This window comes from Haloferax sp. KTX1 (assembly GCF_902410085.1).
GTDB classification, from domain to species: Archaea; Halobacteriota; Halobacteria; order Halobacteriales; family Haloferacaceae; genus Haloferax; species Haloferax massiliensis.
Genome location: NZ_CABPRH010000007.1, coordinates 72,932 through 98,056, shown reverse-complemented (window position 1 = coordinate 98,056; position 25,125 = coordinate 72,932). Strand labels below are relative to the sequence as shown.

Sequence of the window (25,125 nt, the reverse complement as noted above, 5' to 3'; positions counted from 1 at the left end):
GCGGTCGACCGTCGGCGGTGCGGTTTCGGTTCCGGTTCCGGTCTTTTTCAGTCACCGCGAAGAACAGCGACGTGTCGTCGTGAGACGACCGTCAGAACAGCAGCGAGTCGTCGTTGTCTATCATGTAGAGCGTCCGCGCCGCGACGTTGACGGCGTGGTCGCCGATGCGTTCGAGGTCGCGCACCGTCAGCAGGAGCCGGCGCACGTCGACGAGGGCGCTTTCGGGGTCGAGGTCGCCGTCGCCCTCGAAGTCGTCGCCGCTCATGAGGTCGCGGACGATGCTCTGCGACGCGTTGTCACACATCGTGTCGAGGCTGTCGTCGCGCTCCGCCACGGACTGACAGAGGTCCGTGTCCTCGGTCTCGTAGGCGTCCATCGCCTGGTCGACCATGTCGAGCGCGGCGTCGCCGATGCGGCGGATGTCGACTTCGGTGTAGACGTCGTTTTCGGCGTCGATGGCGTACTGCGCGAGGTTGGTCGCGAGGTCGCCGATGCGTTCGAGGTCGGTGATGATCTTGAACGACGCCGCGATGAATCGCAGGTCGCCCGCGACGGGCTGTTGGAGCGCGAGCAGGTCGATGCAGTCCTGCTCTAAGTCGAGGTAGATGCGGTTGATCTCGTGGTCGCCCTCGATGACCTCCTGGGCCTTCCGCTCGTCTTTGTCTTCGAGCGCGTCGAGGGCGTACCGAACTCGCTCCGAGACGAGTTCGCTGAGATACAACACGTCCTCTTCGAGCTGATTGAGGCGAGATTGGTACGTGTTTCTGGCCATACGTGACGTTCCGATAGGGGACGTGAAATTCCTTGTGATGGTTCCGGTGGTCGGGGTCGCCGGTCCGTCTCGAACGACCGTGTCGAATGCGCGACGGCGGGACGCGGGCGTCGCTCCGCGGGCGTGAATCGAACGTCTCACAGAAGCGACCCGGGAGTTCGCGAGCGCGGACGGGGCTATCCGAACTTGCCGGTGATGTAGTCTTCGACGCGCTGGCTCTCGGGGTTCTCGAAGATTTTCTGGGTGTCGTCGAACTCGACGAGTTCGCCGCCGGTGAGGAAGACGGCGGTCTTGTCGGAGATACGCGCGGCCTGCTGCATGTTGTGGGTGACGATGACGACCGTGTAGTCCTCGGCGAGTTCCTCGACGAGGTCTTCGATCTGCGAGGTCGCCACGGGGTCGAGCGCCGACGCGGGCTCGTCCATGAGCAGCACTTCGGGGTCGGTGGCGATGGCGCGGGCGATACAGAGGCGCTGTTGTTGGCCGCCGGAGAGGTCGAGCCCGGACTCGTGGAGGCGGTCTTTCACCTCGTCCCAGAGGGCGGCGCGCTTGAGCGACTCCTCGACGACCTCGTCGTAGTCGGCGTCGATGCCCTGAATCTTCAGGCCGTAGACGACGTTCTCGTAGATGCTCTTGGGGAACGGGTTCGGCTTCTGGAACACCATGCCGACGCGGCGGCGGAGCGCGACGGGGTCGACGTCGTCGTCGTAGACGTTCTTACCGCGGAGCGTGAGTCGACCCTCGACGCGGGCGACGTCGATGAGGTCGTTCATGCGGTTGATACAGCGGAGGAACGTGGACTTCCCGCAGCCGGAGGGACCGACCATCGCGGTCACGCTGTTCTCGGGGATATCCATCGAGATGTCGGTGAGCGCGTGGTCGTCGCCGTACCAGACGTTGATATCCTCCGAGCTGATGACGGTCTCGGCGTTGTCGGCCACCGAGTTCGCCGACGCAGAGAGCCCGTCGCTCACGTCGGTTTCGACGAGCATCTCGTCGTTCGTCGGGTCCTCTGTTCCGTTCATGGCTTGCTGTTCTCCCTCGGGTGCTTTGTCTCTTTGGCTCATTGGTGACGTTCAGTTTCCACTTTCGAACTTGTTTCGCAGGACGATGGCGACGGAGTTCATGGCGAGGAGGACCGCCAGGAGGACGACGACGCCGGCCGGGACGGCCTTCGTGTAGAAGTCCTCGCTGGCGAACAGGCTGGACCACGCGTACACCTGCAGGGGCATCGCGCTCACCTTCGACGAGAGCTCCGTCGGTAGGGTGAAAAGGACGTTCGGCGCGCCGATCATGATGAGCGGCGCGGTCTCGCCGATGGCCCGGCCGAGCGCGAGGATGGTCCCGGTCAGGATGCCGGGGAACGCCTCCGGGAGGACGACGTTCTTCACGGTCTGCCAGCGCGTCGCGCCCATGCCGTAGGACGCCTGCCGCATGTCGCCGGGCACCGCGCGAATCGCCTCGCGCGAGGAGATGATGACGATGGGCAGGATGAGGAGCGCGAGCGTCGCGCCGCCGATGATGACCGTCCCCGTGGGCTGGCCGAGGTAGGTGACGAACACGCCGAGCCCGAGCAGGCCGTAGACGACCGAGGGGACGCCGGCGAGGTTCGAGATGTTCACGTCGACGAATCGGGTGAAGGCGTTGTCGGGGGCGTACTCTTCGAGGTACACCGCCGCGCCGACGCCGAGCGGGAACGAGAGGGCGGCGACCGTCGCCATCAGTAGGATGGAGCCGCCGATGGCCGGGTAGAGACCGGCGTTCTCCGCGGTCCCGCTGTGGGCGCTCGTGAGGAACTGCCAGTCGACCCACGACTGCGGGCCGGCGAAGCCGAGCGCGTCGACCGCGACCGCGCCGACGAGCGACCCGCCGATGACGACCCCGGCGAGCACCAGCCCGATTCGCTCCCGTTCGCGGGTGACCGCCGCGCCGCCGGCGTAGGCGACCGTCGGGACGAACGCGACCGACGTGACGACGGCGGCGGCGTTCGCGTCGACGCCGACCGTCGGGCCGACGACGGCCGCGAGGCCGGTCAGAACGAGCGCGGACGCGCCCGCGGCGAGGCCGGCCGTGGTGTCCTCGCGGATTCGAGCGACGTACTGGCCGACGACGACCGCGGCCGCGCCGCCGAGGACGAGCGTCAGAATCATCCAGTCGGCGGGGACCACGGGGAGTTGGCGGACGATTTCGGGGATGCTGTGGTAGTAGCCCGGGACGCCGACGAGCGAGAGGACGAAGACGGCCCCGGTCACGGCGACGCGGAGGGTGAAGGGAATCCGCTGTTCGTACCTCGTCAGGACGACGACGAGCGCCGCCGGAACGATGAGGCCGATGACGTACGAGAGGCCGGTCAGCGGCGGGATGATGTCGACGAAGACGATGGCGACGCCGCCGCTGAACATCAGGGAGACGGCGAGCATCCCGACGACCATGCCGCCGAGTTTGAGCGCCGGCACGTTGCGCCGGGCGAGATAGCCGCCGACGACCGCCGTGGGGACGACGAGCGTCAGGAAGAACGTGAGGTGCCAACCGAGGTCGGCGGTGAGCGGGCGAATCGCGTCGTTGGCGACGTAGACGAGGAGGACGGCGAGCGTGACGATGCCGAACATCGTCGCGCCCAAAAGCAGGTACCGGAAGACGGTTCCGGCGGTTCGACTGACCTGTCCGAAGTCTTCGACGCGGCCGGGTTCGGTGTCGGTCGCCATCTCAGTAGGCCTCCCGGTAGCGTCGCGAGACGTAGTCGCTGATAACGTTCATGATGAGCGTGATGACGAAGAGCACGAGACCGATGGCGAACAGGCTGCGGTAGGCCAGCCCGCCGCCGGTGATGTCTCCGGTGAGAAGCTGGACCATCGCGGCGGTCATGGGCAACGCGCCTTCGAGGTACGACGCGGGGTTGAGCGGGTTGAGGAACTTCGCCTGCGCGCCCGCGGCGACGGTGACGGCCATCGTCTCGCCGATGGCGCGCGAGATGGCGAGGATGAAAGAAGAGAAGATACCTGAGAGAGCGGCGGGGACGACGATGCCGGTCGACACGTCGAACTTCGTCGCGCCCATACCGTAGCCCGCCTGTCGGAGTTCGTCGGGGACGGCGGACATCGCGTCCTCGCTGATTGAGGCGACCATCGGGATGATCATGATGCCGACGACGATGCTCGCAGAGAGCATGTTGAACGTCCCGATGTCGGGGAAGACGACTTCCAGCGCCGGCGTGATGTAGATGAGCGCGAAGAAGCCGTATACGACCGTCGGGACGCCGGCGAGGATTTCCAGCGCGGGTTTGAGAATCGACCGGGCCTGCGCGCTCGCGTACTCGCTGAGGTAGATGGCGGTGGCGACGCCGAGCGGGAGCGCGATGACGGCCGACCCGATGGTGACCATCAGCGTCGCCGACACGAGCGACAGCACGCCGAACTCTTGGCTGTGTATCTGCCAGGTGGTTCCGGTGAGGAAGTCGACGACGGACGCCGTCTCCCCCGTCACTCCCATCAGCGGGGCTGTCAGCGTGAAGAACTTGGCCGCCTCCGTGATGAGGAGCCCGACGATACTGAGGGTCGTCACGACGGACAGCGCCGCGCACAGGAAGAAGAACGACCGCGTCAGTAGCTCACGCGGCGCGTTCTCCGTGTTCCGCGTGAGGTCGGTTTCGAGGTCATCTGTGCTCATTGGTTGGATTGAATCGTGGTGTATGAAAAAGCGCTTCGTTAGCTGATTCTGTCGAGAAAGCGGCTAGTTGGCTTCCTCGATGGCGGCGTCGAGCGTGTCGAGCATCTCCTGTTGCTCGTCCTCGCCGAGCGGGACGTAGCCGACCTCGTTGGCGACGATTTCGCGGCTAGTGGAGTTCTCCATCCAGTAGCGGGCGAACGCCGCGATGTGGTCCTCCGCGAGCGCTTCGCGGGCGGGGTAGGTGAAAAGCGGGCGGGAAAGCGGGTTGTACTCGCCGGACAGCGCCGTGTCGAGCGACGGTTCGACGAACTCGCCGGCGTCGTTCTCGATGGGGACCGCCTGCACGGCGTCGGTGCTCTCGCTGTAGTACGCGAAGCCGAGATAGCCGATCGCGTACTCGGAGCCCTGGACGCCCTGGATGATGGTGCGGTCCTGCTCGGTCGCGGAGTAGTCCTGGCGGTGACCCGAACCCTCCTCGCCGATGACGGCCTCGATGAAGTAGTCGTAGGTACCGGAGGCGTCGGTGGGACCGTAAATCTCGATTTCCTCGTCGGGCCACTCGGAGTTGACGTCCGCCCACGTCGTCGGGGCCGACTCGGCCGAGAAGATGGTCCGGAGCTGTTCGACGGTGAGGCCCTCGCCGATGAAGTCGTTGTCGTTGTTGACGACGACCGTCAGGGCGTCGGTGGCGACTTTGAGTTCGACGGGCGTCACGTCGTTGCTCGCGCACTGTTCCTCCTCGTCGGGCTGAATCGGGCGCGAGGCGTTGTTGAAGTCGGTCTGCCCCGTACAGAAGTAGTTCGCGAAGCCGCCACCGGACCCGGTGGACTGGAGGTTGATATTGACCTCGGAGTGCTCGGTCTGGAAGCGCTCACCCATCGCGGTTGCGAGCGGGAACACCGTCGAGGAGCCGGCGATGTCGATGGTTCCGGAGAGTTCGCCGCTCCCGTCGCCCGACGAGTCCGTTCCCTCGGAGTCGCCGCCGGAGCTACCGCCCTCGCCATCGGAGTCTCCGCCGGTGTTGTTCTCCGTACACCCGGCGAGTCCCGCGAGGCCGGCCGCACCCGAGGCAATCAGGAACTTACGCCGCGAAAGAACGCTGTCCGAGTTACGCGTCATCGATTTTGACGAGCCGATTTTGTCGTAAATACCCTGCTATGACAACTATATAGTGGTACGTTCCGGTATGTCCACAACGATTGTTACCGAGTGACAATCGGCGGTCGATTCCGTCGAAAACTCCGGTTCGTCTCATTCGACCTCGGTCCGGGGGCGAGTTCTCCCTGACACGTCAAGAACTCGGGCACAGAGTCGCTTCGGACCCGTCGCGTCGTTGCTCCCGAGCGAGCGGAGTCCCCCGTCGAATCCGGCACTGACCGAGTCGTGTCCCGTCGGTGCCGTAAATCAGCACGCCAATATATAGAGATAGACAGTTTTATTGTGTATTGAGAACCACCCACGGACATGGTCGAAACCCGAAAGGTGCAGGTGACGGGCGGTTCCACCTACACCGTCTCGATTCCCAAAGACTGGGCGACGGACAACGGCGTCTCGGCGGGGAGCGAAGTCGAGTTCTACCCGGAGGGCGACTCGCTGTTCCTCACGCCCCGTTCGGAGGAAGAGCGCACCGAGGGAACCCTCGACATCACGAGCCTCGAAGGCGACAAGCTCACGCGCGCCGTCATGACGATGTACGTGAGCGGGTTCGACATCATCGCGCTGGAGAGCTCGCGCATCACGACCGACCAGCGCCGGACCATCCGCGAGGCGACCCAGAGCCTCGTCGGCCTCGAAGTGCTCGAAGAGACGCGCGACCGGGTCGTCATCCGCGACCTGCTCGACTCCTCGGAACTCTCCATCCACAACGCGGTCACCCGGATGCGGCTCATCGCCCTCTCGATGCTCGAAGACGCCATCGCGGCCATCGCCGAGAAGGACGACGACATGGCCCGCGACGTCATCCAGCGCGACGACGACGTCGACCGCCTCTGGATGGTCGTCTCCCGCATCTTCCGGGCGACGCTCCGGACCCCGAAGGCCGCCGAGGAGCTGGGTCTCCCCCGCGAGATCTGCTTCGACTACCAGTCCGCGGCCCGGCAGCTGGAGCGCATCGGCGATCACGCCACCAAAATCGCCCACCTCTCGTTGAACTTCGAAGAGCCCGTCAGCGACGAAATCGTCGAGGCGATTCGGGAGCTGTTCGAGGAGACCGAAGGGGTCGTCAACGGCGGGATGGACGCGCTGTTCGCCGAGGAGAGCGACGAGGCGAGCCGCCTCGCCAACGAGTCCCGGCAGGCCGTCCAGGCCATCGACGCGAGCGCCCGCGGCATCGACGAACTCCTCCGGGACCTCGACCCGGCGCGCGCGCAACTGCTCGGCCTCATCGTCGACTCCGTCTCGCGGAGCGCCGACTACGGCGGCAACATCGCCGAGACGGCGCTCCAGAAGGCCGCGCCGACGCCCTGACCGGCCGACCGGCCGCGTCGGTTCGTCGCGCGATTCGATTCAGTACCGTCCAGTCTCGCGTTCTACTTCGAACCCCCTGTCCGTGAGCGACGGCCGCGAGGCTCAGGGGGAAAACGGTCGAGCCGCGCCGAAACGGCGACGCGGGGGAGAGAAGCTTACTCTTCGTCGACGGCGACGGCGTTGACCTGCCCGTCCTGACCGGGGCGGGAGGTGACGCGGGCGCGGCCGGCGCTCGTGTCGATGATAGAGCCCTTCGTGATGATGTTCCGGCGGGCGTAGTTGACGTTCGACGGGTTGTCGACGACGCCTTCGATGTCGGCCTGCGTCACGTCGGCACCGTCCGCGACCTGCGCGACGTTCGTCGAGAGGGCGCGGAGCTTCTCGTTGTTGCCGCGGGAGTCGATGACCTGGAACCGGGGCTCGCCGACCGTCGTGGCGGCGGGTTCGCGGCCCAGCTGGTAGCGCTTCTTGTTTCGGGACGGCTTGCGCCGACCGCCGGTCCGCTTCCGCTTGGAGCGTCCTTGGTCCTTCATACGGGGTAAAAACCTCGGTGACTACTTGAATCGCTCGAATCGGTGCTCGGCGGAGACGGGTGCCACCACGTCTCTCGGGGGCGATGGCAACGCAAACCGTTTAGTTCGCCCGCGCCCGCCGTCGAACCGATGAGTCTCGACGTCACCGTCGCCGTCCCCTTCCGGCAACACGGCTCGACCCGCCTCGGCGAGGGCGAGTTCGTCGTCGCCCTGTCGCTCGACCGCGACTGGTTCTCCCCGGACCAGGCCAAGCGCCTCATCGACCTCGCCGCGGGCCGCGGCCTCGTCGAGCGCGACGACGGCGAGGTCGTCGCGACGTTCGACCCCGCCGAGGTGCAGATTCCCGAGGAGTTCGAACCCGACGCCTCCGTCCTCCGCGAGCAGTCGGCGTTCGAGCGGGTTCTCGACGCCTGCGTCGCCGCCGGTATCGAAAAACAGGCCGCCGTCGCCGGCATCAACGAGCGGCAGTCGCGGCTCGGCGTCACCGCCGAGGCCGCCGCGATCCTCTTCGCCCGCGCGAACGACGTGAACGTCGACGACGCGGCCGAGAAAGCAAAGCGGTCGCTCGCCGAGTAAGTCCATTTTCCGCACTCGGTCGACACCCACCGCGAAGCGACACCCCGAAACCGTCCGGGCGCGAACGCCCGGCATGGTCGTCGATTCGCTCTCCGACGGGACACGCATCGCCCAACTGCTCGCCTCGGAGGTCACGGGCCACGAAGACGCCTTCTCGGTTCTCTCCGTCGTCGACGCCGACGCCGACGTGGAACCGACCGACGACGGCGCGCTCGCCTACGCGGTCGCCGCCGACGGCGAGCGCGTCGCGGAGGTGTACGTCCAGCCGGACCGCGCCCGCGTCGAGTTCCTCGCCCACCCCGACGTGACCGCCGAGGCCGCCTCCGAGGCGGGGCTTCGCGTTCGCCCGAAGGCGGTCCGCCCGCCGCGGACGCTCGTGTTCGTCGAGGACGGCGCGCAGGTGAAGTGGACGCTCCCGGCGTTCCGCGCGCTGGTCGCGGCGCTCGACGCCGGGGACCGCGAGGAATAACTGGCCGGCCGTGGCGCGACCGACTCAGAGGTCCGCGAGGAGTTCGGGCAGCGCCGTCGGCAGGTCGTCGTGGTGGATGTGCGCGATAGCCCGCGGGTCTGGGTCGTCGCAGCCGTCTCCGAGCACCTGCACCGGACGCAGCCCGGCGTCGTGCGCGCCGGCGATGTCGTGGTGGACGCTGTCGCCGACGTAGACGGTCTCCTCGGGGGCGGTCCCGAGGTCGTCGAGCAGGGCGTCGAACGCCCGCCCGTCCGGCTTTCCGGCGGGGAGCGCGCCCGTCACGAGGGCGGTATCGAAATGGTCGCGCCACCCGAGTTTGTCGATTTTCGCCTCCTGTGCCACGACCGGGCCGTTGGTGAGGAGGCCGACGCGGTAGGTCGTCCGGAGGCCGGCGAGCATCGCCTCGACGCCCTCGACGGGGACGACCGCGTCGGTGATTCGCTCTCGGTACGCCGTGGTGACGCGCTCCGGGTCGACGGGAGAGCCGTGCTCGTCGAGGAGCGTCTCGAAGATGGGTTCGCGCGTCTCGCGCGTGAGGTTCTCTTGGTGTGCCCGGAGGTACGCCTCTCGGGTCAGCGGGGGCGCGCCCGACGCCGCCGCCGCCTCCGAGAGAATCGTCTCGCGGTCCCGCGTCGGAACCGCGAGTGTGTAGTCGAGGTCGAACCCGACCGCGCTGACAGACATTCTCGGCGAAGCGTTGGAAACGAACGGATATGAGCGTGCCGGGACCTGTCGAGGGAATAACCCGTCTCGCGCCGGTACGAGGGCGGCCCCGCCCGGACGACAGCCCACCGGCGACGGCAACCACTATACCCGTCGGCGACGACGCCGAGATATGACCCTCGACCCCGTCCACGTGGACGACATCGCGTCCATGGCGAGTTCCATCGCGGACTCGGTCGACGACGCCGACTACGACGACCTCGCGCGGACGGTCTGGGAGTCGTTTCTCGACCCCCTCGAATCGTCCGACGGGGGGCTCCCAATCGTCGAACCGCTCGGCGAGAAACGGCTCCGCGCCGCGGACATCGACGACGTGGCGCTCACGGAGTCGCCGTTTCCGACCGTCCACGGCCTCGACTCGGGGACGATCAACCCGACGACGTTCAAAAACGGGCTCGTCCTCGACGTGGCCCACGCCGCGATGGCCGCCGAGCCGTCGGACCTCGACCTCCACCGCCACCGCTCTATCGTCATGGCGGCGCACACCCACGACCCGGTCCCGTTTTTCGACACCGACGAGTGGCTCCACTCCGACGAGGGCTACGGCCGCCGGCGCGTGCTGAGCGTCCCGCGGGTCAACCGCTACGCCGAGGGCGTCGTCCACGCGCTCGCGCTCTACCTCGCCGAGAGCGCCCACGCGCTCGAACACGCCGACGCCGTTTCGGACCTCCTCATCCTCGACGGGCCGGTGTACCCCAAGGAACTCCTGAACTGGCGCGACCGCGACGCCGAACTGAAGGACCTCGCGCGCGACGCGAAGCCGAAGGCCGTCGTCGAGAACTACGTCCGACTCGTCGAGCGCTTCGTCGAGCGCGGCGTCCCCCTCGCCGGCTTCGTGAAGAACCCCGGCGCGAAACACGTCGTCCGCACGGTCAGGAAACAGCTCGACGGGACAGACGCCGGCCGGCGGCCGTGGGTCGACGACGCCGCCTTCTTCGTCAACCTGCTCGAACGCCGGGAGGGCCCCGACGGCGACGAGCGCCGCACCGACGAACTCACGTTCACGAGCTGGTTCGCCTCGCGCGGCGGGTCGGACCGCCAACTGAGCGCCGAGGGCGAGGCGTTCGGCATCGAGCGAACGCTCGACCCCGAGGCGTACACGGTGACGTTCTTCGTGCTGTACGACCCACGAACCGACGTCTGCTACCGGGTCGAAGCGCCCTACGCGTTCACGAAGGACCCCGACCTCCGGGCGGACCTGATGCACCACGTCGTCCGCGACGTGGCCGCCACGCGCGGGCCGCCGCTGGCGGTCGAGAAGGCCGACGAACTCGCGCGGGTGAGCGTCGGCGAGAAGGCCGCGCTCAGGCGCAAGCTCTCCGAGAAGCTCGATTCGGACCCGATGAAAAGTTACGACAACATCCGCTGGGTCGACGCCGACGAGTGAGCGGCAAGGCGTCGCACAGCCGGAAAACCGAGACGCTCAGCCGACCTCAGAGCGACGCGTCGCCCTCGGGGGAGCCCTCGTCGGCGGAGCGGTCAGCCGGGGACGGCTGTTCGTCTTCCGGCGAGCCCTCCTCTTCGGGTCGGACGACCTCGACCCGCACGTCGTCGGCGGAGACGCCGACCCGCGCGAACTGCGTCCTGACGTGTTCTTTCGCCGCCGACAGCGCCTGCTCGCGGGTGTCGAAGCCGCGGGGAAGCGGCGTGTCGAAGGCGACGCGAATCGTCCGCCCGTCGATTTCGGTCTCCGAGCCGCCGCTTTCGACCTCGTAGAACTCGTCGCAGACCCAGACGTAGGGGGCGTCCTCGTCCGGCGCGCCGCGGTAGGTCGGCGCTTGCTCCCCCCGCTCGAATATCGTGCCGGTGAGTGCCGTGCCGCCGCCGTGACCGCGGACCAATAACATAGCCGGGTTAGGTGCGCGACACGGAAAAGTCGCACGCGACGGCCCGAGACCGCGGGATACGGGACCATCCGACACGGGACCGAGAGCCGTCGCCGACGCGTGGCTTTTTACTCGCCGCCCGCAAGCGTTGGAACATGACCGACCTGGGGGACTTCAGCGACTTCGCCGGCGACGACCCCGACGACTCGTCCGACCCGAGTCAAGAGGACCGAGGAGCGGAAGCCGCCGGAAACGGGCGCTCTGCGGAGTCCGAGTCCGTCGCGGAAGCCGAGACCGCCGACGCGAGCGCGGCTGACGGCAATGACGTCGAAACCGACCGCGGCGAGCGCGACGACGCCGGTCCGACCGATTCGAGCGGCGCGACCGACGACGCGGACGACCTGCGGTTCGACAACTACGACGCCGACCCCGTCGGCGACGAGCGGGGCGTCGGCGCGATCGCGGTCTCGCAGGGCCTGCGCGTGTCGGAGGACCCCGACCGGACGGCGCTCCGGGCGTTCGTGACCGCCGGCAACCGCGAGCGCGTCCGCCTCGGGAAGTACCTCGTCGTCCCCTACCCCGACGACGAACTGCTGTTCTGCCGCATCGTCGGCCTGGAGTACGCCCAGGAGTTCCAGGCCGACGACGCGACGGAGATTCACGCCCGCCGGGCGATGCGCCGCCCGGCCGACGAGTTCGAGGAGCGCGATTTCAAGTTCATGGCCGAACTCGAACCCATCGCCGTCCTGTTTTCCGACGGCGGCGACCTCAAGCGCCGGATGGTCGACCGCGTGCCGAAACCGCAGGCGACGGTCGGCGAGGCCACCGACGCGACCCAGATTAAGACCGGCCTGAAGATTCCCGAGGCGGGCGTCTTCCTCGGCCATCTCTCGGTCGGCGGGGAGAAGGTCCGGACGGCGGCTCGGCCGCCGACCATCGACTACCGGCTGAACGACGACTACACCGACGGCGACCCGCTGGTGTTCCGCCACACGCTCGTCGCCGGCGGCACCGGTTCGGGAAAGACCCACGCCTCGAAGAACATCCTGCGGCAGTACCTCTCGGCGGAACGGAGCTACGAGATGGACGACGGCCGCGAGGTCCAGACCGCGGTCGTCCAGTTCGACCCGCAGGACGAGTACGCCCAGATGCACGACGACAACCCGGACATGGACGCCGAGACGGCCCGGCGCTACGAGCGCGAGGGCGTCGCCCACGGCGGCCACGAGAACACCGTCGCGCTCGTGCCGAAGATGGCCGGGTCGTCGTATCCGGGCGCGAACCACCGCGCCGAGCAGTTGGAGTTCACCATCCCCTTCTCGATGGTGCGGGACCTCCCGTGGCTCGTCGCCGGCAGCAGCCTCAACGACAACCAGTACCAGGCGCTCACCGAACTCCTGAACCGCTTTTTCGGGGACTACGGCGATTCGGGGACGTACAAGCAGTTCCTCCGGTTCCTCGACGACCCGGCGCTGAAAGAGGAACTCGACGAGTCGGGGCGGGTCCACGAGGCCACGTTCGACGCGGTGAAACGCCGGGTCCGCGGCGTGCCGAGCGGCGTCTTCGACCAAGACGCCCGGTCGATAACCGAACTCGACCACCAGCTCGTCCGCCCCGGCGGGCTGACGGTCGTGCCGACCTACCACCTCTCGTCGAGCCGGGCGAAGGAGCTGTTCGTCCTCGCGGTGTCGGCGCTGCTCATCGACGACAAACTCTCGAACGACCCGTCGAGCGACCGCATCAAGGAGACGCCGGTCGTCCTCGGGATGGACGAGGCGCACAACTTCCTCACCGACGCCGACTCGGTGCAGGCGCGGAAGGTCATCCAGAAGTTCACCGAGGCGGCCAAACAGGGCCGCAAGGAGCGCCTCGGGCTGTTTCTCATCACGCAGGACCCGCAGGACATCGCCGACCCGGTGTTCAAGCAGGTGAACACGAAAATCGTGCTCAACCTCGGCGACGAGGACGCCATCAAGAGCGTCAACATCCCGCCGAACCTCGAAGACAAGGTGCCGTACATGGAGAAAGGCCAGATGGTCGTCTACTCGCCCGACAACTCCGAACCCGTCGAGCTGACGGGGCTTTCGACCTGCGTGACGCGACACGGCGACTGACGGCCGCGACGCGGCGCGCTCGCCGGGCGGCTTTTTAGCGGTCGGCCGAGTAGTCCGCGACATGGCCGAACACGTGCTCGTACCGACCGACGGGTCGCCGCAGTCGGTCGCCGCGGTTCGCTTCGCCGCCTCGGAGTGGCCCGACGCCGAACTCACGCTCTTGAACGTCATCAACCCCGCCGACGCCGACTACAGAGAGCGGGCGCTCAGCGGCTCCGAGGAGTGGTTCCAAGCGGAGAAACGAAAGGCGAGAGAGACGTTCGCCGAGGTGAAAGCCGAGGTGGGACTCGTCGACGCCGACAGGTCGGTGACCGACCGCATCGAGGTCGGCAGCCCCCAGAAAGTCATCGTCGAGGTGCTGGGCGGCGACGACGCCGACTACGACCACGTCGTGATGGGCAGCCACGGACGGACCGGCGTCTCGCGCATCCTGCTGGGAAGCGTCGCCGAGGAGGTCCTCCGGCGGTCGCCCGTGCCGGTGACCATCGTCAGGTGAGCCGCGACGGGCGGCCGCCGCCGCGGGACCGCGCGTCTGCCCCCCCTCGGTAACACCGGCGTCACCCGGTAGTGTGCCGATACGAGAACTGCGAACACACCGGAATCGGCCGATTCACCCGGATTACAACGGCCTATTTGTGCGCCGTCCCTGCCGGGAACCGATGGAGTTCACAGAGGTCGTGACGACCCGCCGTTCGATTCACGAGTACGCCGACGAGTCGCTCGACGACGAGACCCTCCGGACGATATTCGAAAACGCCGTACAGGCCCCGTCGAGCTACAACCTCCAGCCGTGGGAGTTCGTCGTGCTGCGCGAAGACGAGACACAGCAGCTGCTCCGCGAGGCGGCCTACGACCAAGACCACGTCACCGGTGCCGCCGCGTCGGTCATCGTGCTCGGCAACAAGGACCCCGAGGCGCACGCCGAGACCGTCGCCGACGACATGCTGGAGAAGGGCTACCTGCCGAGCGAGGAGGTCCGCGACGACATCCTCGACAACATCGCCGGCATGGCCGACCTCCCCGAGCAGGAGCGCCGCGTCTGGACCGTCCGCTCGACGTCGCTGGTCGCCATGTCGCTCATGTACGCCGCGTGGGACGAGGGCGTTGCCTCCTGTCCCGTCGGCGGCTTCGACGCCGACGCCGTCCTCGACGCGTTCGACATCGACGGCGAGCGCTACGAACCCGTGATGCTCCTGACGATGGGCATCCCCGCCGAGGACGCCGGCGAACTGCAGGCGGAACGCAAGTACCGCCGCCCGGTCGACGAGGTCGTCCACTTCGAGAGCTTCGAGTCCGAACAGTCGGCCGACCCCGCGCCCGCCGACGACTGAGCTATCGACGACGCTTTTCTTCGCCGCGGACGCGCGCGTTCGAGGCCGGCACCGCCGGAACGCGGAACGCGGGGTCAGAAGATGTTCGCCTGCCGGTAGACGCTGATGCCCTCGTTCGTGAGTTCGTAGGGCTTGGTCTCCCGGGAGTGGTTGGCGTCGCGTATCTTCTGAATCTCGATTGCGAGCCGGGTCTCCCGGAAGTCGTCGCCGCGGACGTACTGGAGGACGAACACGGCGTCCGAGAGGTACTCGACGATGCCGTGTCGGGAGACGTAGGGAGTCGACTGGTCAGCCTCGGAGGTGAGCATCGTCGTCACGCCGGCGTCCTTCAGCGACCGCGTGAAGTTGAACACCTCGCTGCGGCGCTTCGAGGGGTGGTCGTACATCATCTCCAGAAGCGAGACGGAGTCGAGGACGAGCCGGTCGGCACCGAACTCCTCGACCAGCCGCGGGAGGTCGTTGCGAATGCTCGACAGGCTGTTCGCCATCTCCACGGGGTCGAGGTCCACGACGGCCAACCGGCCGTCGGCCTCGTGTTTCGAGAACTCCCAGCCCTTCTCGTCGGCCGTATCGAGGATGCGCTCGCGGCTCTCTTCGAGCGTGATGTAGACGCCGCTGCCGCCGTCTTCGAGCGCCTTCCGGAGGAACTGCAGGCCGAACGTCGTCTTGCCGGTCCCGGCGCTCCCGATGGCCACCATGAGCGACCGCTCGGGGACGCCGCCGAGAATCATGTCGTCGAGCCCCTCGATGCCGATATCGATGCGGTCGATGTCGGAGTCGAACTCCTCGTCGTCGAAGGTCGGGGGGTCAGACCCCTCGGGACCGGAGCCGGGGGCGGGACCGAATCCGAAATCGTCGCCGGGCGACTCGCCGCCGAACCCGCCACCCGCGTCGGGCGTCGGCGCGTTGTTGAACGCCGTGGCGAAGTCGGTCGAAAACGGGTCGTCGTCTGTCGGGTCGTCGTCGCCCGCACCCCCGCCGAACGGGTCGTCGCCGAACGACAGCGGTTCGCCCTCGTCTCCGGCCGCGTCTGTCGCTTCGGGGGCTCCGCTTTCGGTCTCGGCGTCGCCGTCCGCCTCTGCGTCGGTCTCGCCGTCGTCGCGCTGCTCGCGTTCCTCCGGGTCCGCGTCGTCTGCGTCGGTCTCGTCGTCGTCGGTCTCGCGGAGTGCCCGTTCGAACCAGTCGTCGTCGTCACTCACGGGAGCCACCACCGAACGACAGCGCGGCCGGCGTCCGTGCCTGCCATCATCTCATGGTGTGTCGGCGTCGTGATGAACGTTTCCCGTGCGCGAAGCTATCACGCGGCGTCGCCGGGCGGGACGAGCGGACGCGAGACCGGGCGACGTGACGGTGGGCTTTTGCCCGGGGACGCCAAACCGCGGGGCATGAAGGTCGGCATCGTCGCACAGAAGGGCAACAGCCGGGCGGCGTACCTCGCCGCGGACGCGAGCGAGGCGCTCGCGGGGGTCGACGCCGAGGCGGTCGTCGACGCGGCGACCGCCGCGGAGTTGGGCGTCGAGGGCGTCCCCGTCGAGTCGTTCGACGACTGCGACCTCGTGGTGAGCATCGGCGGCGACGGAACGTTCCTCTACGCCGCCCGCGGTGCCGACGGCGTCCCCATCCTCGGCGTGAACCTCGGCGAGGTCGGCTTCCTGAACGCCGTCTCGCCCGACGACGCCATCGACGAGGTGTTGGCCGAGGTGGCCGCGTTCCGCGAGGGGAACCAGTCGGTCCGGGAGGTCCCCCGCATCGTCGCCACGGGCGACGACTGGGAGATGGACCCGTCGATGAACGAGGTCGTCGTCCACGGCCCGCGGCGGGGCCACGGCGGCGGTGCGAACCTGGAGGTCCGCGTGGACGGCTCGCTGTACTCCGGGAGCCACGCCGACGGCGTGCTCGTCACGACGCCCGCGGGGAGTTCCGCCTACAATCTCAGCGAGGGGGGCCCGCTCGTCCACCCCGGCGTCGAGGGGCTCGTCGTCACCGAGATGGCGGCCGACGAGGGGATGCCGCCGCTCGTCGTCCCGCTGGACGCCGCCGTGACCGTCACCGTCACCGACGCGGCGTCGGCGGTCGTCGTCGGCGACGGCCGGACCCGTCGGACGGTGTCGCCGCCGACGGAGATTCGCATCGAGCGGTCCGACTCGCCGGTCCGACTCGCCGGTCCGACCTCCGACTTCTTCGAGGCGCTCGGCAAACTCGACTGAGCGCGCCGCCGACTACTCCGCGAGTTCTCGCTCCCGTTCTTGGTCGCCCTCGCCGCCCGCGGCCTCGGCTCGGGGGAGCGGCGTCCAGTCGATATCGACCACGTTGTCCGCCCGGCCGCGGAGTCCGGGGCGGGAGACGACCTCGAACGTCCGGTTTTCGGTCTCGCGGGTGAAAAGCGAGTGCGCGAGGACGTTCGCAACGTCGGCGCGGGGGACGCTCCCGCGGACGGAGTCGCCGCCCTCGCCGACGACCACGTCGGCGGTCGCGGGGGCGTCGGTGAGCGCGCCGGGCCTGATAATCGTGTGGTCGAGCGGCGCGTCCCGAAGACGGTTCTCGCTTCGTTCCTTCGCCGAGAGGACGCCCGACGCGGTGAGAATCGCGCGGAGCGACAGCGGGAGTCCGCCCTTCGAGTCGCCGACGCCGATAGAGGACGTGAGGACGAACCGCTGTGCGCCGGAAGCGGTCGCGGCGTCCACGAGATTCACCACGCCCGCGCCGTCGACGAGGTCGCCGCGGATGGTTTCGAGCCCCGCCGAGACGCCGACCGCGGAGACGACGGCGTCGGCGTCGAGGACCGCTCGCCGGGCGTCGTCGGGGTCGAGGAGGTCGCCGACGACGACCTCGTCCGCGCCGCGCGCTCGGAGGTCGGGTTCGGCGTCGGCGTCGCGGGTCAGCGCCCTGACGACGAGGGGCGTCTCGGCCAGCGCGTCGAGGACGTGTCGGCCCGTCCGACCCGTCGCACCGGCGAGGAGGACGCGACCGCGATTGCGTGCCATACCCCCGCATGGGGGCGCGGCTCAATAATCTTCGGGAACGCGTCAAAAGTCCGGGTCGGCGGCGCTCGGCGGCCGGGAGAACGGAGAATCGAAACGTCGCGTCGGTGGGTCCGCGCGCCCTGCTGGCTCCTTACTGGCCCCAGTTGGCGACGACGCGCGGGCGCTCGCCGACCGGGAGCACGTCGATGTCCTCGTCGGCCGCGCCACGGGCTTCGAGGGCCGCCTTCGCGGAGGCGTACGTCGAGAAGTAGCTGACCTCCTCTTCGACGCAGTCGATGAGCGTCTCGCGGTTTCGGGAGACGACGAAGTCGAAGTCGCCCTCGCGGAGCATCGTGAGGAAGTCGTCGACGTCCTCGGGCGTGAGCACCTCGTAGTACTCGCCGAAGGCGTCGAGGAGTTCCTGTCCGGCCTCGCTGTCGGCGTCGGGGAACTCGGGGGAAGCGAGGTCGACGTAGACGGTTCCGTCGGCCGGAATCGGGTCGTTCGCCGCCGACTGGGCCTTCTCGTAGGCCTTGCCGAACGAGGTGGCGGTGCCCATGACCTCGCCCGTGGACTTCATCTCCGGGCCGAGACGCGGGTCCGAACCCGGCAGGCGGTCGAACGGGAGGACGACCTCCTTGACCGACACCTGCTCGGGAATCTGCTCGCTCACGTCGAGGTCGTCGAGGGAGTTGCCGGCCATGACCTTCGCCGCGAGCTTTGCGATCGGGACGCCCGTCGCCTTCGAGACGAACGGGACGGTGCGCGAGGACCGCGGGTTGGCTTCGAGGACGTACACGTCGTTCGAGCCGTCCTCGTTCCGCTTGACCGCGAGCTGGACGTTCATCAGGCCGACCGTGTCGAGGGCGCTGGCGATGTCTTCGGTGACCTCGCGGACGCGGGCCATCGTCTCGTCGTCGAGCGAGCGCGGCGGAATCATACACGCGGAGTCGCCGGAGTGGACGCCCGCGGCCTCGACGTGTTCCATCACGCCGCCGATGAGGACGTTTTCGCCGTCGGAGACGGCGTCCACGTCGAGTTCGACGCCGTCGGCGAGGAACTCGTCGATGAGGATGGGCTTGTCGGGGGAGACGCGAACGGCCTCCTCGATGTACTCCTTGAGCTCCGCGTCGGAGTGGACGATTTCCATCGCGCGGCCGCCGAGGACGTACGACGGGCGGACCAACACGGGGTAGCCGAGGTCGTTTGCGAGGTCGAGCGCCTCTCTCTCGCTCGTCGCGGAGCCGCCTTCGGGCTGGAGGATGCCGAGGTCGTCCATCAGGCGGTTGAAGCGGTCGCGGTCCTCGGCGAGGTCCATCGCGTCGATGGTCGTGCCGAGAATCTCGCAGTCGACGCCGCGGCGGTCGAGTTCGGACTCCAGCGGGTGGCCGATGTTGACCGAGGTCTGCCCGCCGAACTGGAGCATGACGCCGTCGGCGTCGATGGCCTCGATGACGTCGGCGACCTCCTCGGCCGTGATGGGCTCGAAGAAGAGGCCGTCGGAGGTGTCGTAGTCGGTCGACACCGTCTCGGGGTTGTTGTTGACGACGTGCGCGTCGATGCCCATGTCGCGGAGCGCCTGCACCGCGTGGACCGAGCAGTAGTCGAACTCGACGCCCTGTCCGATGCGGATGGGACCGCCGCCGACGACGACGACGCTCTCCATGTCGCGGTCGACGCGGAGTTCGTTACCCGCCGAGTCGCCCTCGAAGGGCCCGCGGAAGAACTCGGGCTTGCGCGCGGAGTAGTAATACGGCGTCTGCGCGGCGAACTCGCCGGCGCAGGTGTCGACCTGCTTGTAGGTGCGGCCGGGGACGTTCTGTTCGACCTCGCCGACGCTCGTGCCGGTCGCCGCGGCGATGCTGGCGTTGGTGTGGCCGGCGGAGGCGGCGGCGGCGAAGTCACCCTCGGAGGCGGCCTCGACCGCCTCGACGACGCGGCCGAAGCGCTCGACGTACCACTCGTGGATGTCGGTCAGTTCGACCACGTCCTCGGTGGTGTAGCCGCGCTCGAACGCCTCGAAGATGGCGTACGGGCGGTCGGGCGTCGGGGTTTCGAGGTAGTTGGCTTCGAGCTCCTCGTCGGACACCTCGTCCCAGTCGGCGGCGGGGTCGTACTCGGACGACCGCAGCGCCTTCAGAAGCGACTCCTCGAAGGTGCGCCCGATGGACATCGCCTCGCCGGTGGACTTCATGGCCGTCGAGAGCTCGAAGTCAACGTCGGTGAACTTGTCCTTGGGCCACCGCGGCACCTTCGTGACCACGTAGTCGATTGCGGGCTCGAAGGCGGCGGTGGTCTCGCCGGTGATTTCGTTGGTGATCTCGTGGAGGCGCTTGCCGAGGGCGACCTTCGCCGTGACGCGGGCGATGGGGTAACCGGTCGCCTTCGAGGCGAGCGCGGACGACCGCGAGACGCGCGGGTTCACCTCGACGACGCGGTACTCGCCGCCGGGGGTGCCGTCGTCGTGCCACGCGAACTGGATGTTACAGCCGCCCTGAATCCCGAGTTCGCGGATGACGCCGAGCGCGGCGTCGCGCATCTCCTGGTGGCCCTCGTCGGGGATGACCTGCGAGGGCGTGACGACAGTGGACTCGCCGGTGTGAATCCCCATCGGGTCGATGTTCTCCATGTTGCAGATGATGATACACGAGTCGTCGGCGTCGCGCATCACCTCGTATTCGAGTTCGACCCACCCGGAGATGGACTCCGTGATGAGCACCTCGCTGTTGCGCGAGAGGCGGAGGCCCTTGCGGACGCGGGAGACGAGTTCGTCCATCTCGTGGACGACGCCCGACCCGGAGCCGCCGAGCGTGTAGGTCGTCCGCGAGATGACCGGCAGGCCGCCGACGGCGTCGACGGAGTCTTCGACGCGCTCTTCGAGGGCCTCCTCGGTGATGTTCTCGACCGCCTCGCCTTCCTCCAGCGAGATGGTCGTCGACTTCGGGACGGGCTGGCCGATCTTCTCCATGCGCTGGCGGAAGAGGTCGCGGTCCTCCGTCGCGTAGATGGTGTCGAGCGGCGTGCCCATGATGTCCACGTCGAACTCCTCTAAGACGCCCTCCTCCGCGAGTTCGGCCGTGACGTTGAGCCCGGTCTGCCCCCCCAGTCCGGCGATGACGCCGTCGGGGCGTTCCTGTTCGATAATCTCGGAGATGGCCTCGGTCGTGATGGGCTCGATGTAGACCTTGTCGGCCATCTCGGGGTCGGTCATGATGGTCGCGGGGTTCGAGTTGACGAGGACAACTCGCGCGCCTTCCTCTCGGAGCGCGCGGCAGGCCTGCGCGCCGGAGTAGTCGAATTCCGCCGCCTGTCCGATCTGGATCGGGCCGCTTCCGATGAGCAAAATCGTCCGGTCCTCCGTGCCTTCCTGAGACCCGGTCGAGGTGTCCTCGTCAGTCATCGTCGGAATCCAATCCGCACATCGTAATAAGTCCGGCGAAAAATTACGAGGTCCGAAACTCGATTGCGAATTTCGAAAAAGCCCCCGAACGCCGCTGTCGTGGCCGGGGAAGGCTTTTGACGGGTATCCGAGTACCGGCTACGCATGCCCGCGGTATTCACGACGCCGCCGTTCGACCCGACCAGACTGACCGCGTCGCCGACGCCCCCTTCGGCTTCAGCGACAACGACAACCGCCGGCTGTTCCGCTGGACCCGCGGGTCGTGAGCCACGGCGCGAAGGCGACGCTGGACCCGGCGGTCACGCGGCTTCGAATCGACCGAAAAGCGGGCGCTCGACGCGCGCTACATGTACGGTTCGGGGTCGAGGTCGCGCTGGGCGCGGTACTGGTCGACGAACTCGCTCACGTCGAACTGCAGCATCTTCGACTCGAACTCCGAGACGACGTCGTCGTCGTCGGCGTGGCTGACGGCGTGTTCCATGAGTTCCACGACGAGTTCGACGATTATCTCGTGGAGCCGTCGAGAATCGAAATCGGTCACCCAGACGATGCCCGCGCCGAGTTCGCCGTCCTCCGAGACGTCCTCGGAGACGACGGCCTCGGGGAACTCCTCCAAGACGATGCCCATGAGGTGGGCCGTCCCGAACTCGGGCATGTCGTCGCTCGTGGTCTCGATGGTCTCCTGGAGGATTTCGACGAGGAACTCCGGGAGGAAGCGGTCGGGCGGGTGGACGTCCATCACGACGGCGTGGCTGTCGCCGCAGGGACAGTCGAACTCCCGTTTGCCCAAGTCGAGTTCCCGGACGCGCTTCGTCTCGCCGCAGGGGAGGTCCAAGACGGCCCCGCGGCCGCCGGGAACGCTCGGTTCAGACATACCCGTGGGTTGCGGTTCTCGCCGTTTAAACGTCGCGTTCTTCGGAATCCGCGCGCGCGGAACGAGACGAACACGGAACGTCAGTTGCGGTCGGTCTGTCCGTCGTACTGTCGGCGAAAAACGGCGGCGACCGGAGGAGAACCGCGCGGCGGCGTCCCCTCAGCGGCGGCCCGAGACGTAGACGATGGGGCCGACGATGAGGAGCGTGATGCCGAGGAACATGTAGTGCGGTTTGCCCAGCGTCACCGGGGTCAGAAGGAAGATGAGCCCGAACAGCGTGGCGTTGATGCCGAGGACGTGCCGTGACTTCAGCGGCAGCGTGCCGACCGTCGACAGGATGAACACGAGCAACAGCGCCTGCCCGATGTTGTAGTCGAGCAGGAAGGTGTCTACGAGCTGAAGGGGAAGCATTCTTGTTTTCTCGGTCGGTTCGAATCGACTATCAAAGTTCCGTTATTCTCGTTGGAAACCGGGGGCCGAGCCCCCCGATATTGGGGCGACCGAGCGGTCGGGACGGTCCCGACGGTCGGCAGACACCGATTCGGAACGGTACGACCGCGACGGACTGCGGCGGACTACCCGGAGGGGCCGGTGATGTCGAGCGGTCGAAGCCACCCGTACCAGACGATAAAGACCATACCCGCGTAGCCGAGCGTGAACACGACCATCCCGAGATCGTTGTAGCCCGCTTCGCCGAGGAGGCGGCGCGCCACGCCCGGGAGGACGATGCCGAGCGTCACGACCGCCGCGAGGAGGAGGTTCCCCCGCGACAGAAACGACTGTTTCGTCTCGCTCATACGCGGCACTCGGGACCGAGGCGACGTGAATCGCACGGTTCGGAGAGCGACGTCTCAACCCCCGTCGAGCCCCGTCGAATCGCTCGACGACGTGCCCCCGGTACCGAAAACATATACTGCCGCCCGACGCACCGCGGGTATGCATCTCCGCCCTCTCCCCGAGGAGCACCGCGAGACGTACCGCGAGTTCCTCGACTACGCCTTCCGCCCCGAGAACGGTCCCGACTGGCCGGACGAGCGACTTCCCGACCCGGAGAGCTACCGCCCGCGGGGGTTCTACGACGCTCCGCGCGACGCACCCGTCGGAGACCTCGACGCGGCGTCGCTCCGCGCGGTCTGTGCCTTCTACGACTTCACGGCCCGCGTCCGCGGCGAGTGGCATCCGTTGCCCGGCGTCTCCGCCGTCGCGTCCCCGCCGGAGGCGCGCCGACGGGGCCACATCGCCGCGATGCTCGACGACCTGCTCGCGGAGTTCCGCGACACCGGGCGATACCTCTCCGCCCTCTGGCCGTTCAAGTACGCGTTCTACCGCCGGTTCGGCTGGGCGACGGCGAACAACTACGCGAAGACGACCGTCCCGCCCGACGAGCTCGCGGCGGTCGCCGCCGACCCCGACGGGGAGTTCGTCAGACTCGACGCCGACGACTGGGCGCGGGTCGAGGGCGTGTACGCGGCCGCGGCGACCGCAGACCTCGCGGTGAACCGAAGCGAGGGGTGGATTCGACACCGGCTCTTCCGCGGTTGGGACGACGACCCGTTCGTCTACGGCTGGGAGCGAGACGGCGACCTCCGCGGCTACGTCGTCTACGACGTGACCGGCGACTGGGAGTCGCGGACGCTGACCGTGGCGGAACTCGTCGCCGTCGACGCCGACGCCCGCGCCCAACTGCTCCGATTCCTGCGGGACCACGACTCGCAGGTCGACGAGGTCGTCCTCTCGTCGGAGCACGCGTCGACCCGACTCATCGACGACCTGACCGACCCGCGGGCGGCGACGGTGGAGATCAAGCCCGGGCCGATGGTCCGTATCGTGGACGTGTCGGCCGCCCTCGAAGCCGTCTCGTTGCCCGCCGACACCGTCTGCGACCTCGTCCTCGCGGTCGAAGACGACCGCTGCGACTGGAACGACGGCCCGTTCGGACTCGCCGTCGCCGACGGCGAGGCGAGCGTCGAACCGGTCGGCGACGACATCGCCCCCGACGCGACCGTCGAAATCGGGGCGCTCTCACAGCTCCTCGTCGGCGCGCGGTCCGTCGAGGCGCTCGCCCGCACCGAACACCTCGCAGTCGCCGACGGACGCGCGGCCGACGCCCTCGACGCGGTGTTCTCAGAGCGGGACCTGTACCTCCGCGAGGGGTTCTGAGAGCGCGGGCGGGACGGACCCGGCGGGCGAACCGCCGACGACCGGGCGACTGCGCGGCGGCGCTGTTCGGCGACCCCGTTCGGGTCGGTTTTTTGCTATCGGCCGCCGAAGTGCGGGCGTGCCATCTGTTCCGGTCCTCGTCGCGTTCGCGGTCGCCGGCGCGGCCCTCGCGTGGCGGGGCGGCGACATGCTCGTACAGGCCTCAGACCGGCTGGGTGCGTACTACGGCCTCCCCGCCATCGTGCAGGGAGCCATCATCGCCGCCGTGGGGTCGAGCTTCCCCGAGCTATCGAGCATCGTCATCGCCACGCTCCGGTACCAGTCGTTCGATATCGGCGTCGGCGCGGTCGTCGGGTCCGCCGTCTACAACATCCTCATCATCCCGGCCGTGTCGGCGCTCGTCGGCGAGGGCCAGCGGCTCGCCTCGAACCGCGACCTCGTCTACAAGGAGGCGCAGTTCTACCTGCTTTCCATCGCCGTCCTCGTGCTCACCTTCTCGCTCGCGGTCATCTACAGCCCCGCCGCCGACACCGCGGGCCTCGACGGCCTCGTCACGCCCCCGCTCGCGTTCATCCCGCTCGGGCTGTACGGCCTGTATCTGTTCATGCAGTACCACGACACGCTGGAGCACCGCGCGGGACTCACCGCCGTCGTCAACGACGTGAACCCGGGCCGCGAGTGGCTCGCGCTCGTCGGGTCGCTCGCGGTCATCCTTGTCGGGGCCGAACTGCTCGTCCGCGCGGCGGTCGGCCTCGGCGACGCCTTCGGCACGTCGCCGTTCCTCTGGGGGCTGACGGTCGTCGCCGCCGGCACGAGCCTGCCGGACACCTTCGTCAGCGTCGCGGCCGCCCGGCAGGGCAACGCGCCGATGAGCCTCGCCAACGTCTTCGGGAGCAACGTCTTCGCGCTCCTCGTCGCCCTCCCGGTCGGCATCCTCGTCGCCGGGGGCGCGGTCATTAACTTCGAGGAGGTCGTGCCGATGATGAGTTTCCTCACGGGCGCGTCGGTCGTCTTCTTCGCCGTCCTCCGAACCGAGATGGCACTGACGCGCGGCGAGTCGTACCTCCTCCTCGGAACCTACGCGCTGTTCGTCGCGTGGCTGGTCGCAGAAAGCCTCGGCGTGACCGGGTTTCTCGGCTGAGACGACGCTCTGGGATGACCTCTCAGAAAACGGAAAACGGACTCGCCGCGGAAAGGGCTGTCGCGGCGAGCGAGGTTGATGACGACCGCACGCGCGGTCGAGGGTCGCGGG

General features: G+C 68.1%; 24 protein-coding genes. 10 read left to right on the top strand and 14 right to left on the bottom strand.

Features of this window, described 5'->3' with window-relative positions; genetic code table 11:
• Nucleotides 1–91: 91 nt before the first annotated feature.
• The 5 genes from phoU to FY251_RS12585 all read right to left on the bottom strand — a co-directional run bounded on the left by phoU (nucleotide 92) and on the right by FY251_RS12585 (nucleotide 5,557).
• Complete coding sequence (gene phoU / locus FY251_RS12605; RefSeq protein ID WP_148415191.1) at nucleotides 92–772, bottom strand: phosphate signaling complex protein PhoU; 681 nt, start codon at nucleotides 770–772, stop codon at nucleotides 92–94.
• A gap of 176 nt (nucleotides 773–948) precedes the next feature.
• Nucleotides 949–1,797 carry a phosphate ABC transporter ATP-binding protein PstB gene (pstB, locus tag FY251_RS12600; RefSeq protein ID WP_089781600.1) on the bottom strand — a complete coding sequence of 283 codons (849 nt, stop codon included), beginning with the start codon at nucleotides 1,795–1,797 and terminating at the stop codon, nucleotides 949–951.
• Nucleotides 1,798–1,848: 51 nt separating this feature from the next.
• A complete protein-coding gene (pstA, locus tag FY251_RS12595; protein ID WP_148415190.1) occupies nucleotides 1,849–3,477 on the bottom strand; it encodes a phosphate ABC transporter permease PstA in 1,629 nt (542 codons plus the stop codon).
• A gap of 1 nt (nucleotide 3,478) precedes the next feature.
• Nucleotides 3,479–4,438 carry a phosphate ABC transporter permease subunit PstC gene (pstC, locus tag FY251_RS12590; protein ID WP_148415189.1) on the bottom strand — a complete coding sequence of 320 codons (960 nt, stop codon included), beginning with the start codon at nucleotides 4,436–4,438 and terminating at the stop codon, nucleotides 3,479–3,481.
• A gap of 63 nt (nucleotides 4,439–4,501) precedes the next feature.
• Nucleotides 4,502–5,557, bottom strand: a complete 1,056-nt coding sequence (locus FY251_RS12585; protein WP_148415188.1) for a PstS family phosphate ABC transporter substrate-binding protein — start codon at nucleotides 5,555–5,557, stop codon at nucleotides 4,502–4,504.
• Between the two features lie 345 nt (nucleotides 5,558–5,902).
• Here FY251_RS12585 and FY251_RS12580 point away from each other — a divergent pair, with 345 nt between their 5' ends.
• Complete coding sequence (locus FY251_RS12580; protein WP_089781608.1) at nucleotides 5,903–6,904, top strand: phosphate uptake regulator PhoU; 1,002 nt, start codon at nucleotides 5,903–5,905, stop codon at nucleotides 6,902–6,904.
• Between the two features lie 155 nt (nucleotides 6,905–7,059).
• On the opposite strand, the gene FY251_RS12575 is transcribed toward FY251_RS12580, so the two are convergent.
• The gene (locus FY251_RS12575; RefSeq protein ID WP_089781610.1) at nucleotides 7,060–7,437 is read right to left on the bottom strand and encodes a 30S ribosomal protein S8e; all 378 of its coding nucleotides are present in this window, start codon (nucleotides 7,435–7,437) and stop codon (nucleotides 7,060–7,062) included.
• A 129-nt stretch (nucleotides 7,438–7,566) separates the two neighbouring features.
• Between FY251_RS12575 and FY251_RS12570 the strand changes: the two genes are divergently transcribed.
• Nucleotides 7,567–8,013 carry a DUF2240 family protein gene (locus tag FY251_RS12570; protein ID WP_148415187.1) on the top strand — a complete coding sequence of 149 codons (447 nt, stop codon included), beginning with the start codon at nucleotides 7,567–7,569 and terminating at the stop codon, nucleotides 8,011–8,013.
• A gap of 73 nt (nucleotides 8,014–8,086) precedes the next feature.
• Nucleotides 8,087–8,482: a hypothetical protein gene (locus tag FY251_RS12565; RefSeq protein ID WP_148415186.1), complete on the top strand. Its 396-nt coding sequence runs from the start codon at nucleotides 8,087–8,089 to the stop codon at nucleotides 8,480–8,482.
• 24 nt (nucleotides 8,483–8,506) lie between these two features.
• Here FY251_RS12565 and FY251_RS12560 read toward each other — a convergent pair whose 3' ends face one another.
• The gene (locus FY251_RS12560) at nucleotides 8,507–9,166 is read right to left on the bottom strand and encodes an HAD family hydrolase (RefSeq protein WP_089781617.1); all 660 of its coding nucleotides are present in this window, start codon (nucleotides 9,164–9,166) and stop codon (nucleotides 8,507–8,509) included.
• Nucleotides 9,167–9,317: 151 nt separating this feature from the next.
• Between FY251_RS12560 and FY251_RS12555 the strand changes: the two genes are divergently transcribed.
• A complete protein-coding gene (locus FY251_RS12555) occupies nucleotides 9,318–10,592 on the top strand; it encodes a DNA double-strand break repair nuclease NurA (RefSeq protein ID WP_148415185.1) in 1,275 nt (424 codons plus the stop codon).
• 46 nt (nucleotides 10,593–10,638) lie between these two features.
• Here FY251_RS12555 and FY251_RS12550 read toward each other — a convergent pair whose 3' ends face one another.
• Nucleotides 10,639–11,052: a hypothetical protein gene (locus FY251_RS12550; RefSeq protein ID WP_148415184.1), complete on the bottom strand. Its 414-nt coding sequence runs from the start codon at nucleotides 11,050–11,052 to the stop codon at nucleotides 10,639–10,641.
• Nucleotides 11,053–11,186: 134 nt separating this feature from the next.
• Between FY251_RS12550 and FY251_RS12545 the strand changes: the two genes are divergently transcribed.
• The 3 genes from FY251_RS12545 (at nucleotide 11,187) to FY251_RS12535 (ending at nucleotide 14,476) form a co-directional block, all read left to right on the top strand.
• Nucleotides 11,187–13,145, top strand: coding sequence for an ATP-binding protein (locus FY251_RS12545; protein WP_148415183.1), 1,959 nt, complete (start codon nucleotides 11,187–11,189; stop codon nucleotides 13,143–13,145).
• A gap of 61 nt (nucleotides 13,146–13,206) precedes the next feature.
• A complete protein-coding gene (locus FY251_RS12540) occupies nucleotides 13,207–13,641 on the top strand; it encodes a universal stress protein (protein ID WP_148415182.1) in 435 nt (144 codons plus the stop codon).
• Nucleotides 13,642–13,804: 163 nt separating this feature from the next.
• Entirely contained in the window at nucleotides 13,805–14,476 is a 672-nt protein-coding gene (locus FY251_RS12535) for a nitroreductase family protein (RefSeq protein ID WP_148415181.1), read from the top strand.
• 74 nt (nucleotides 14,477–14,550) lie between these two features.
• On the opposite strand, the gene FY251_RS12530 is transcribed toward FY251_RS12535, so the two are convergent.
• Entirely contained in the window at nucleotides 14,551–15,675 is a 1,125-nt protein-coding gene (locus FY251_RS12530; RefSeq protein ID WP_148415180.1) for a KaiC domain-containing protein, read from the bottom strand.
• Nucleotides 15,676–15,861: 186 nt separating this feature from the next.
• Between FY251_RS12530 and FY251_RS12525 the strand changes: the two genes are divergently transcribed.
• Nucleotides 15,862–16,683 carry an NAD(+)/NADH kinase gene (locus FY251_RS12525; RefSeq protein WP_148415179.1) on the top strand — a complete coding sequence of 274 codons (822 nt, stop codon included), beginning with the start codon at nucleotides 15,862–15,864 and terminating at the stop codon, nucleotides 16,681–16,683.
• Nucleotides 16,684–16,695: 12 nt separating this feature from the next.
• Here FY251_RS12525 and FY251_RS12520 read toward each other — a convergent pair whose 3' ends face one another.
• The 5 genes from FY251_RS12520 to FY251_RS12500 form a co-directional block, all read right to left on the bottom strand.
• Nucleotides 16,696–17,460, bottom strand: coding sequence for an SDR family oxidoreductase (locus FY251_RS12520; protein ID WP_148415178.1), 765 nt, complete (start codon nucleotides 17,458–17,460; stop codon nucleotides 16,696–16,698).
• Nucleotides 17,461–17,590: 130 nt separating this feature from the next.
• The gene (gene carB, locus FY251_RS12515) at nucleotides 17,591–20,839 is read right to left on the bottom strand and encodes a carbamoyl-phosphate synthase large subunit (RefSeq protein WP_148415177.1); all 3,249 of its coding nucleotides are present in this window, start codon (nucleotides 20,837–20,839) and stop codon (nucleotides 17,591–17,593) included.
• A gap of 343 nt (nucleotides 20,840–21,182) precedes the next feature.
• Nucleotides 21,183–21,713 (bottom strand): DUF5815 family protein, encoded by a 531-nt coding sequence (locus tag FY251_RS12510; RefSeq protein WP_004969680.1) that lies wholly within the window; start codon nucleotides 21,711–21,713, stop codon nucleotides 21,183–21,185.
• Between the two features lie 159 nt (nucleotides 21,714–21,872).
• The gene (locus tag FY251_RS12505; protein ID WP_004969679.1) at nucleotides 21,873–22,124 is read right to left on the bottom strand and encodes a hypothetical protein; all 252 of its coding nucleotides are present in this window, start codon (nucleotides 22,122–22,124) and stop codon (nucleotides 21,873–21,875) included.
• Between the two features lie 164 nt (nucleotides 22,125–22,288).
• Nucleotides 22,289–22,510 carry a hypothetical protein gene (locus FY251_RS12500; protein WP_148415176.1) on the bottom strand — a complete coding sequence of 74 codons (222 nt, stop codon included), beginning with the start codon at nucleotides 22,508–22,510 and terminating at the stop codon, nucleotides 22,289–22,291.
• A 139-nt stretch (nucleotides 22,511–22,649) separates the two neighbouring features.
• On the opposite strand from FY251_RS12500, the gene eis reads away from it, so the two are divergent.
• Nucleotides 22,650–23,873, top strand: a complete 1,224-nt coding sequence (eis, locus tag FY251_RS12495) for an enhanced intracellular survival protein Eis (RefSeq protein WP_148415175.1) — start codon at nucleotides 22,650–22,652, stop codon at nucleotides 23,871–23,873.
• A gap of 118 nt (nucleotides 23,874–23,991) precedes the next feature.
• On the top strand, nucleotides 23,992–25,014 hold the full coding sequence (locus tag FY251_RS12490; RefSeq protein ID WP_148415174.1) for a sodium:calcium antiporter: 1,023 nt from the start codon (nucleotides 23,992–23,994) through the stop codon (nucleotides 25,012–25,014).
• Nucleotides 25,015–25,125: the final 111 nt, after the last annotated feature.

Excerpts from the sequence above, each read along its gene's own strand:
- FY251_RS12575 (WP_089781610.1), bottom strand. The coding sequence starts at position 7,437 with ATGAAGGACCAAGGACGCTCCAAGCGGAAGCGGACCGGCGGTCGGCGC.
- FY251_RS12520 (WP_148415178.1), bottom strand. The coding sequence starts at position 17,460 with ATGGCACGCAATCGCGGTCGCGTCCTCCTCGCCGGTGCGACGGGTCGG.
- FY251_RS12505 (WP_004969679.1), bottom strand. The coding sequence starts at position 22,124 with ATGCTTCCCCTTCAGCTCGTAGACACCTTCCTGCTCGACTACAACATC.
- FY251_RS12560 (WP_089781617.1), bottom strand. The coding sequence starts at position 9,166 with ATGTCTGTCAGCGCGGTCGGGTTCGACCTCGACTACACACTCGCGGTT.
- pstB (WP_089781600.1), bottom strand. The coding sequence starts at position 1,797 with ATGAACGGAACAGAGGACCCGACGAACGACGAGATGCTCGTCGAAACC.
- FY251_RS12550 (WP_148415184.1), bottom strand. The coding sequence starts at position 11,052 with ATGTTATTGGTCCGCGGTCACGGCGGCGGCACGGCACTCACCGGCACG.
- FY251_RS12535 (WP_148415181.1), top strand. The coding sequence starts at position 13,805 with ATGGAGTTCACAGAGGTCGTGACGACCCGCCGTTCGATTCACGAGTAC.
- FY251_RS12580 (WP_089781608.1), top strand. The coding sequence starts at position 5,903 with ATGGTCGAAACCCGAAAGGTGCAGGTGACGGGCGGTTCCACCTACACC.
- FY251_RS12555 (WP_148415185.1), top strand. The coding sequence starts at position 9,318 with ATGACCCTCGACCCCGTCCACGTGGACGACATCGCGTCCATGGCGAGT.
- FY251_RS12565 (WP_148415186.1), top strand. The coding sequence starts at position 8,087 with ATGGTCGTCGATTCGCTCTCCGACGGGACACGCATCGCCCAACTGCTC.
- carB (WP_148415177.1), bottom strand. The coding sequence starts at position 20,839 with ATGACTGACGAGGACACCTCGACCGGGTCTCAGGAAGGCACGGAGGAC.
- eis (WP_148415175.1), top strand. The coding sequence starts at position 22,650 with ATGCATCTCCGCCCTCTCCCCGAGGAGCACCGCGAGACGTACCGCGAG.
- pstC (WP_148415189.1), bottom strand. The coding sequence starts at position 4,438 with ATGAGCACAGATGACCTCGAAACCGACCTCACGCGGAACACGGAGAAC.
- phoU (WP_148415191.1), bottom strand. The coding sequence starts at position 772 with ATGGCCAGAAACACGTACCAATCTCGCCTCAATCAGCTCGAAGAGGAC.
- FY251_RS12510 (WP_004969680.1), bottom strand. The coding sequence starts at position 21,713 with ATGTCTGAACCGAGCGTTCCCGGCGGCCGCGGGGCCGTCTTGGACCTC.
- FY251_RS12500 (WP_148415176.1), bottom strand. The coding sequence starts at position 22,510 with ATGAGCGAGACGAAACAGTCGTTTCTGTCGCGGGGGAACCTCCTCCTC.
- FY251_RS12570 (WP_148415187.1), top strand. The coding sequence starts at position 7,567 with ATGAGTCTCGACGTCACCGTCGCCGTCCCCTTCCGGCAACACGGCTCG.
- FY251_RS12525 (WP_148415179.1), top strand. The coding sequence starts at position 15,862 with ATGAAGGTCGGCATCGTCGCACAGAAGGGCAACAGCCGGGCGGCGTAC.
- pstA (WP_148415190.1), bottom strand. The coding sequence starts at position 3,477 with ATGGCGACCGACACCGAACCCGGCCGCGTCGAAGACTTCGGACAGGTC.
- FY251_RS12540 (WP_148415182.1), top strand. The coding sequence starts at position 13,207 with ATGGCCGAACACGTGCTCGTACCGACCGACGGGTCGCCGCAGTCGGTC.
- FY251_RS12545 (WP_148415183.1), top strand. The coding sequence starts at position 11,187 with ATGACCGACCTGGGGGACTTCAGCGACTTCGCCGGCGACGACCCCGAC.
- FY251_RS12585 (WP_148415188.1), bottom strand. The coding sequence starts at position 5,557 with ATGACGCGTAACTCGGACAGCGTTCTTTCGCGGCGTAAGTTCCTGATT.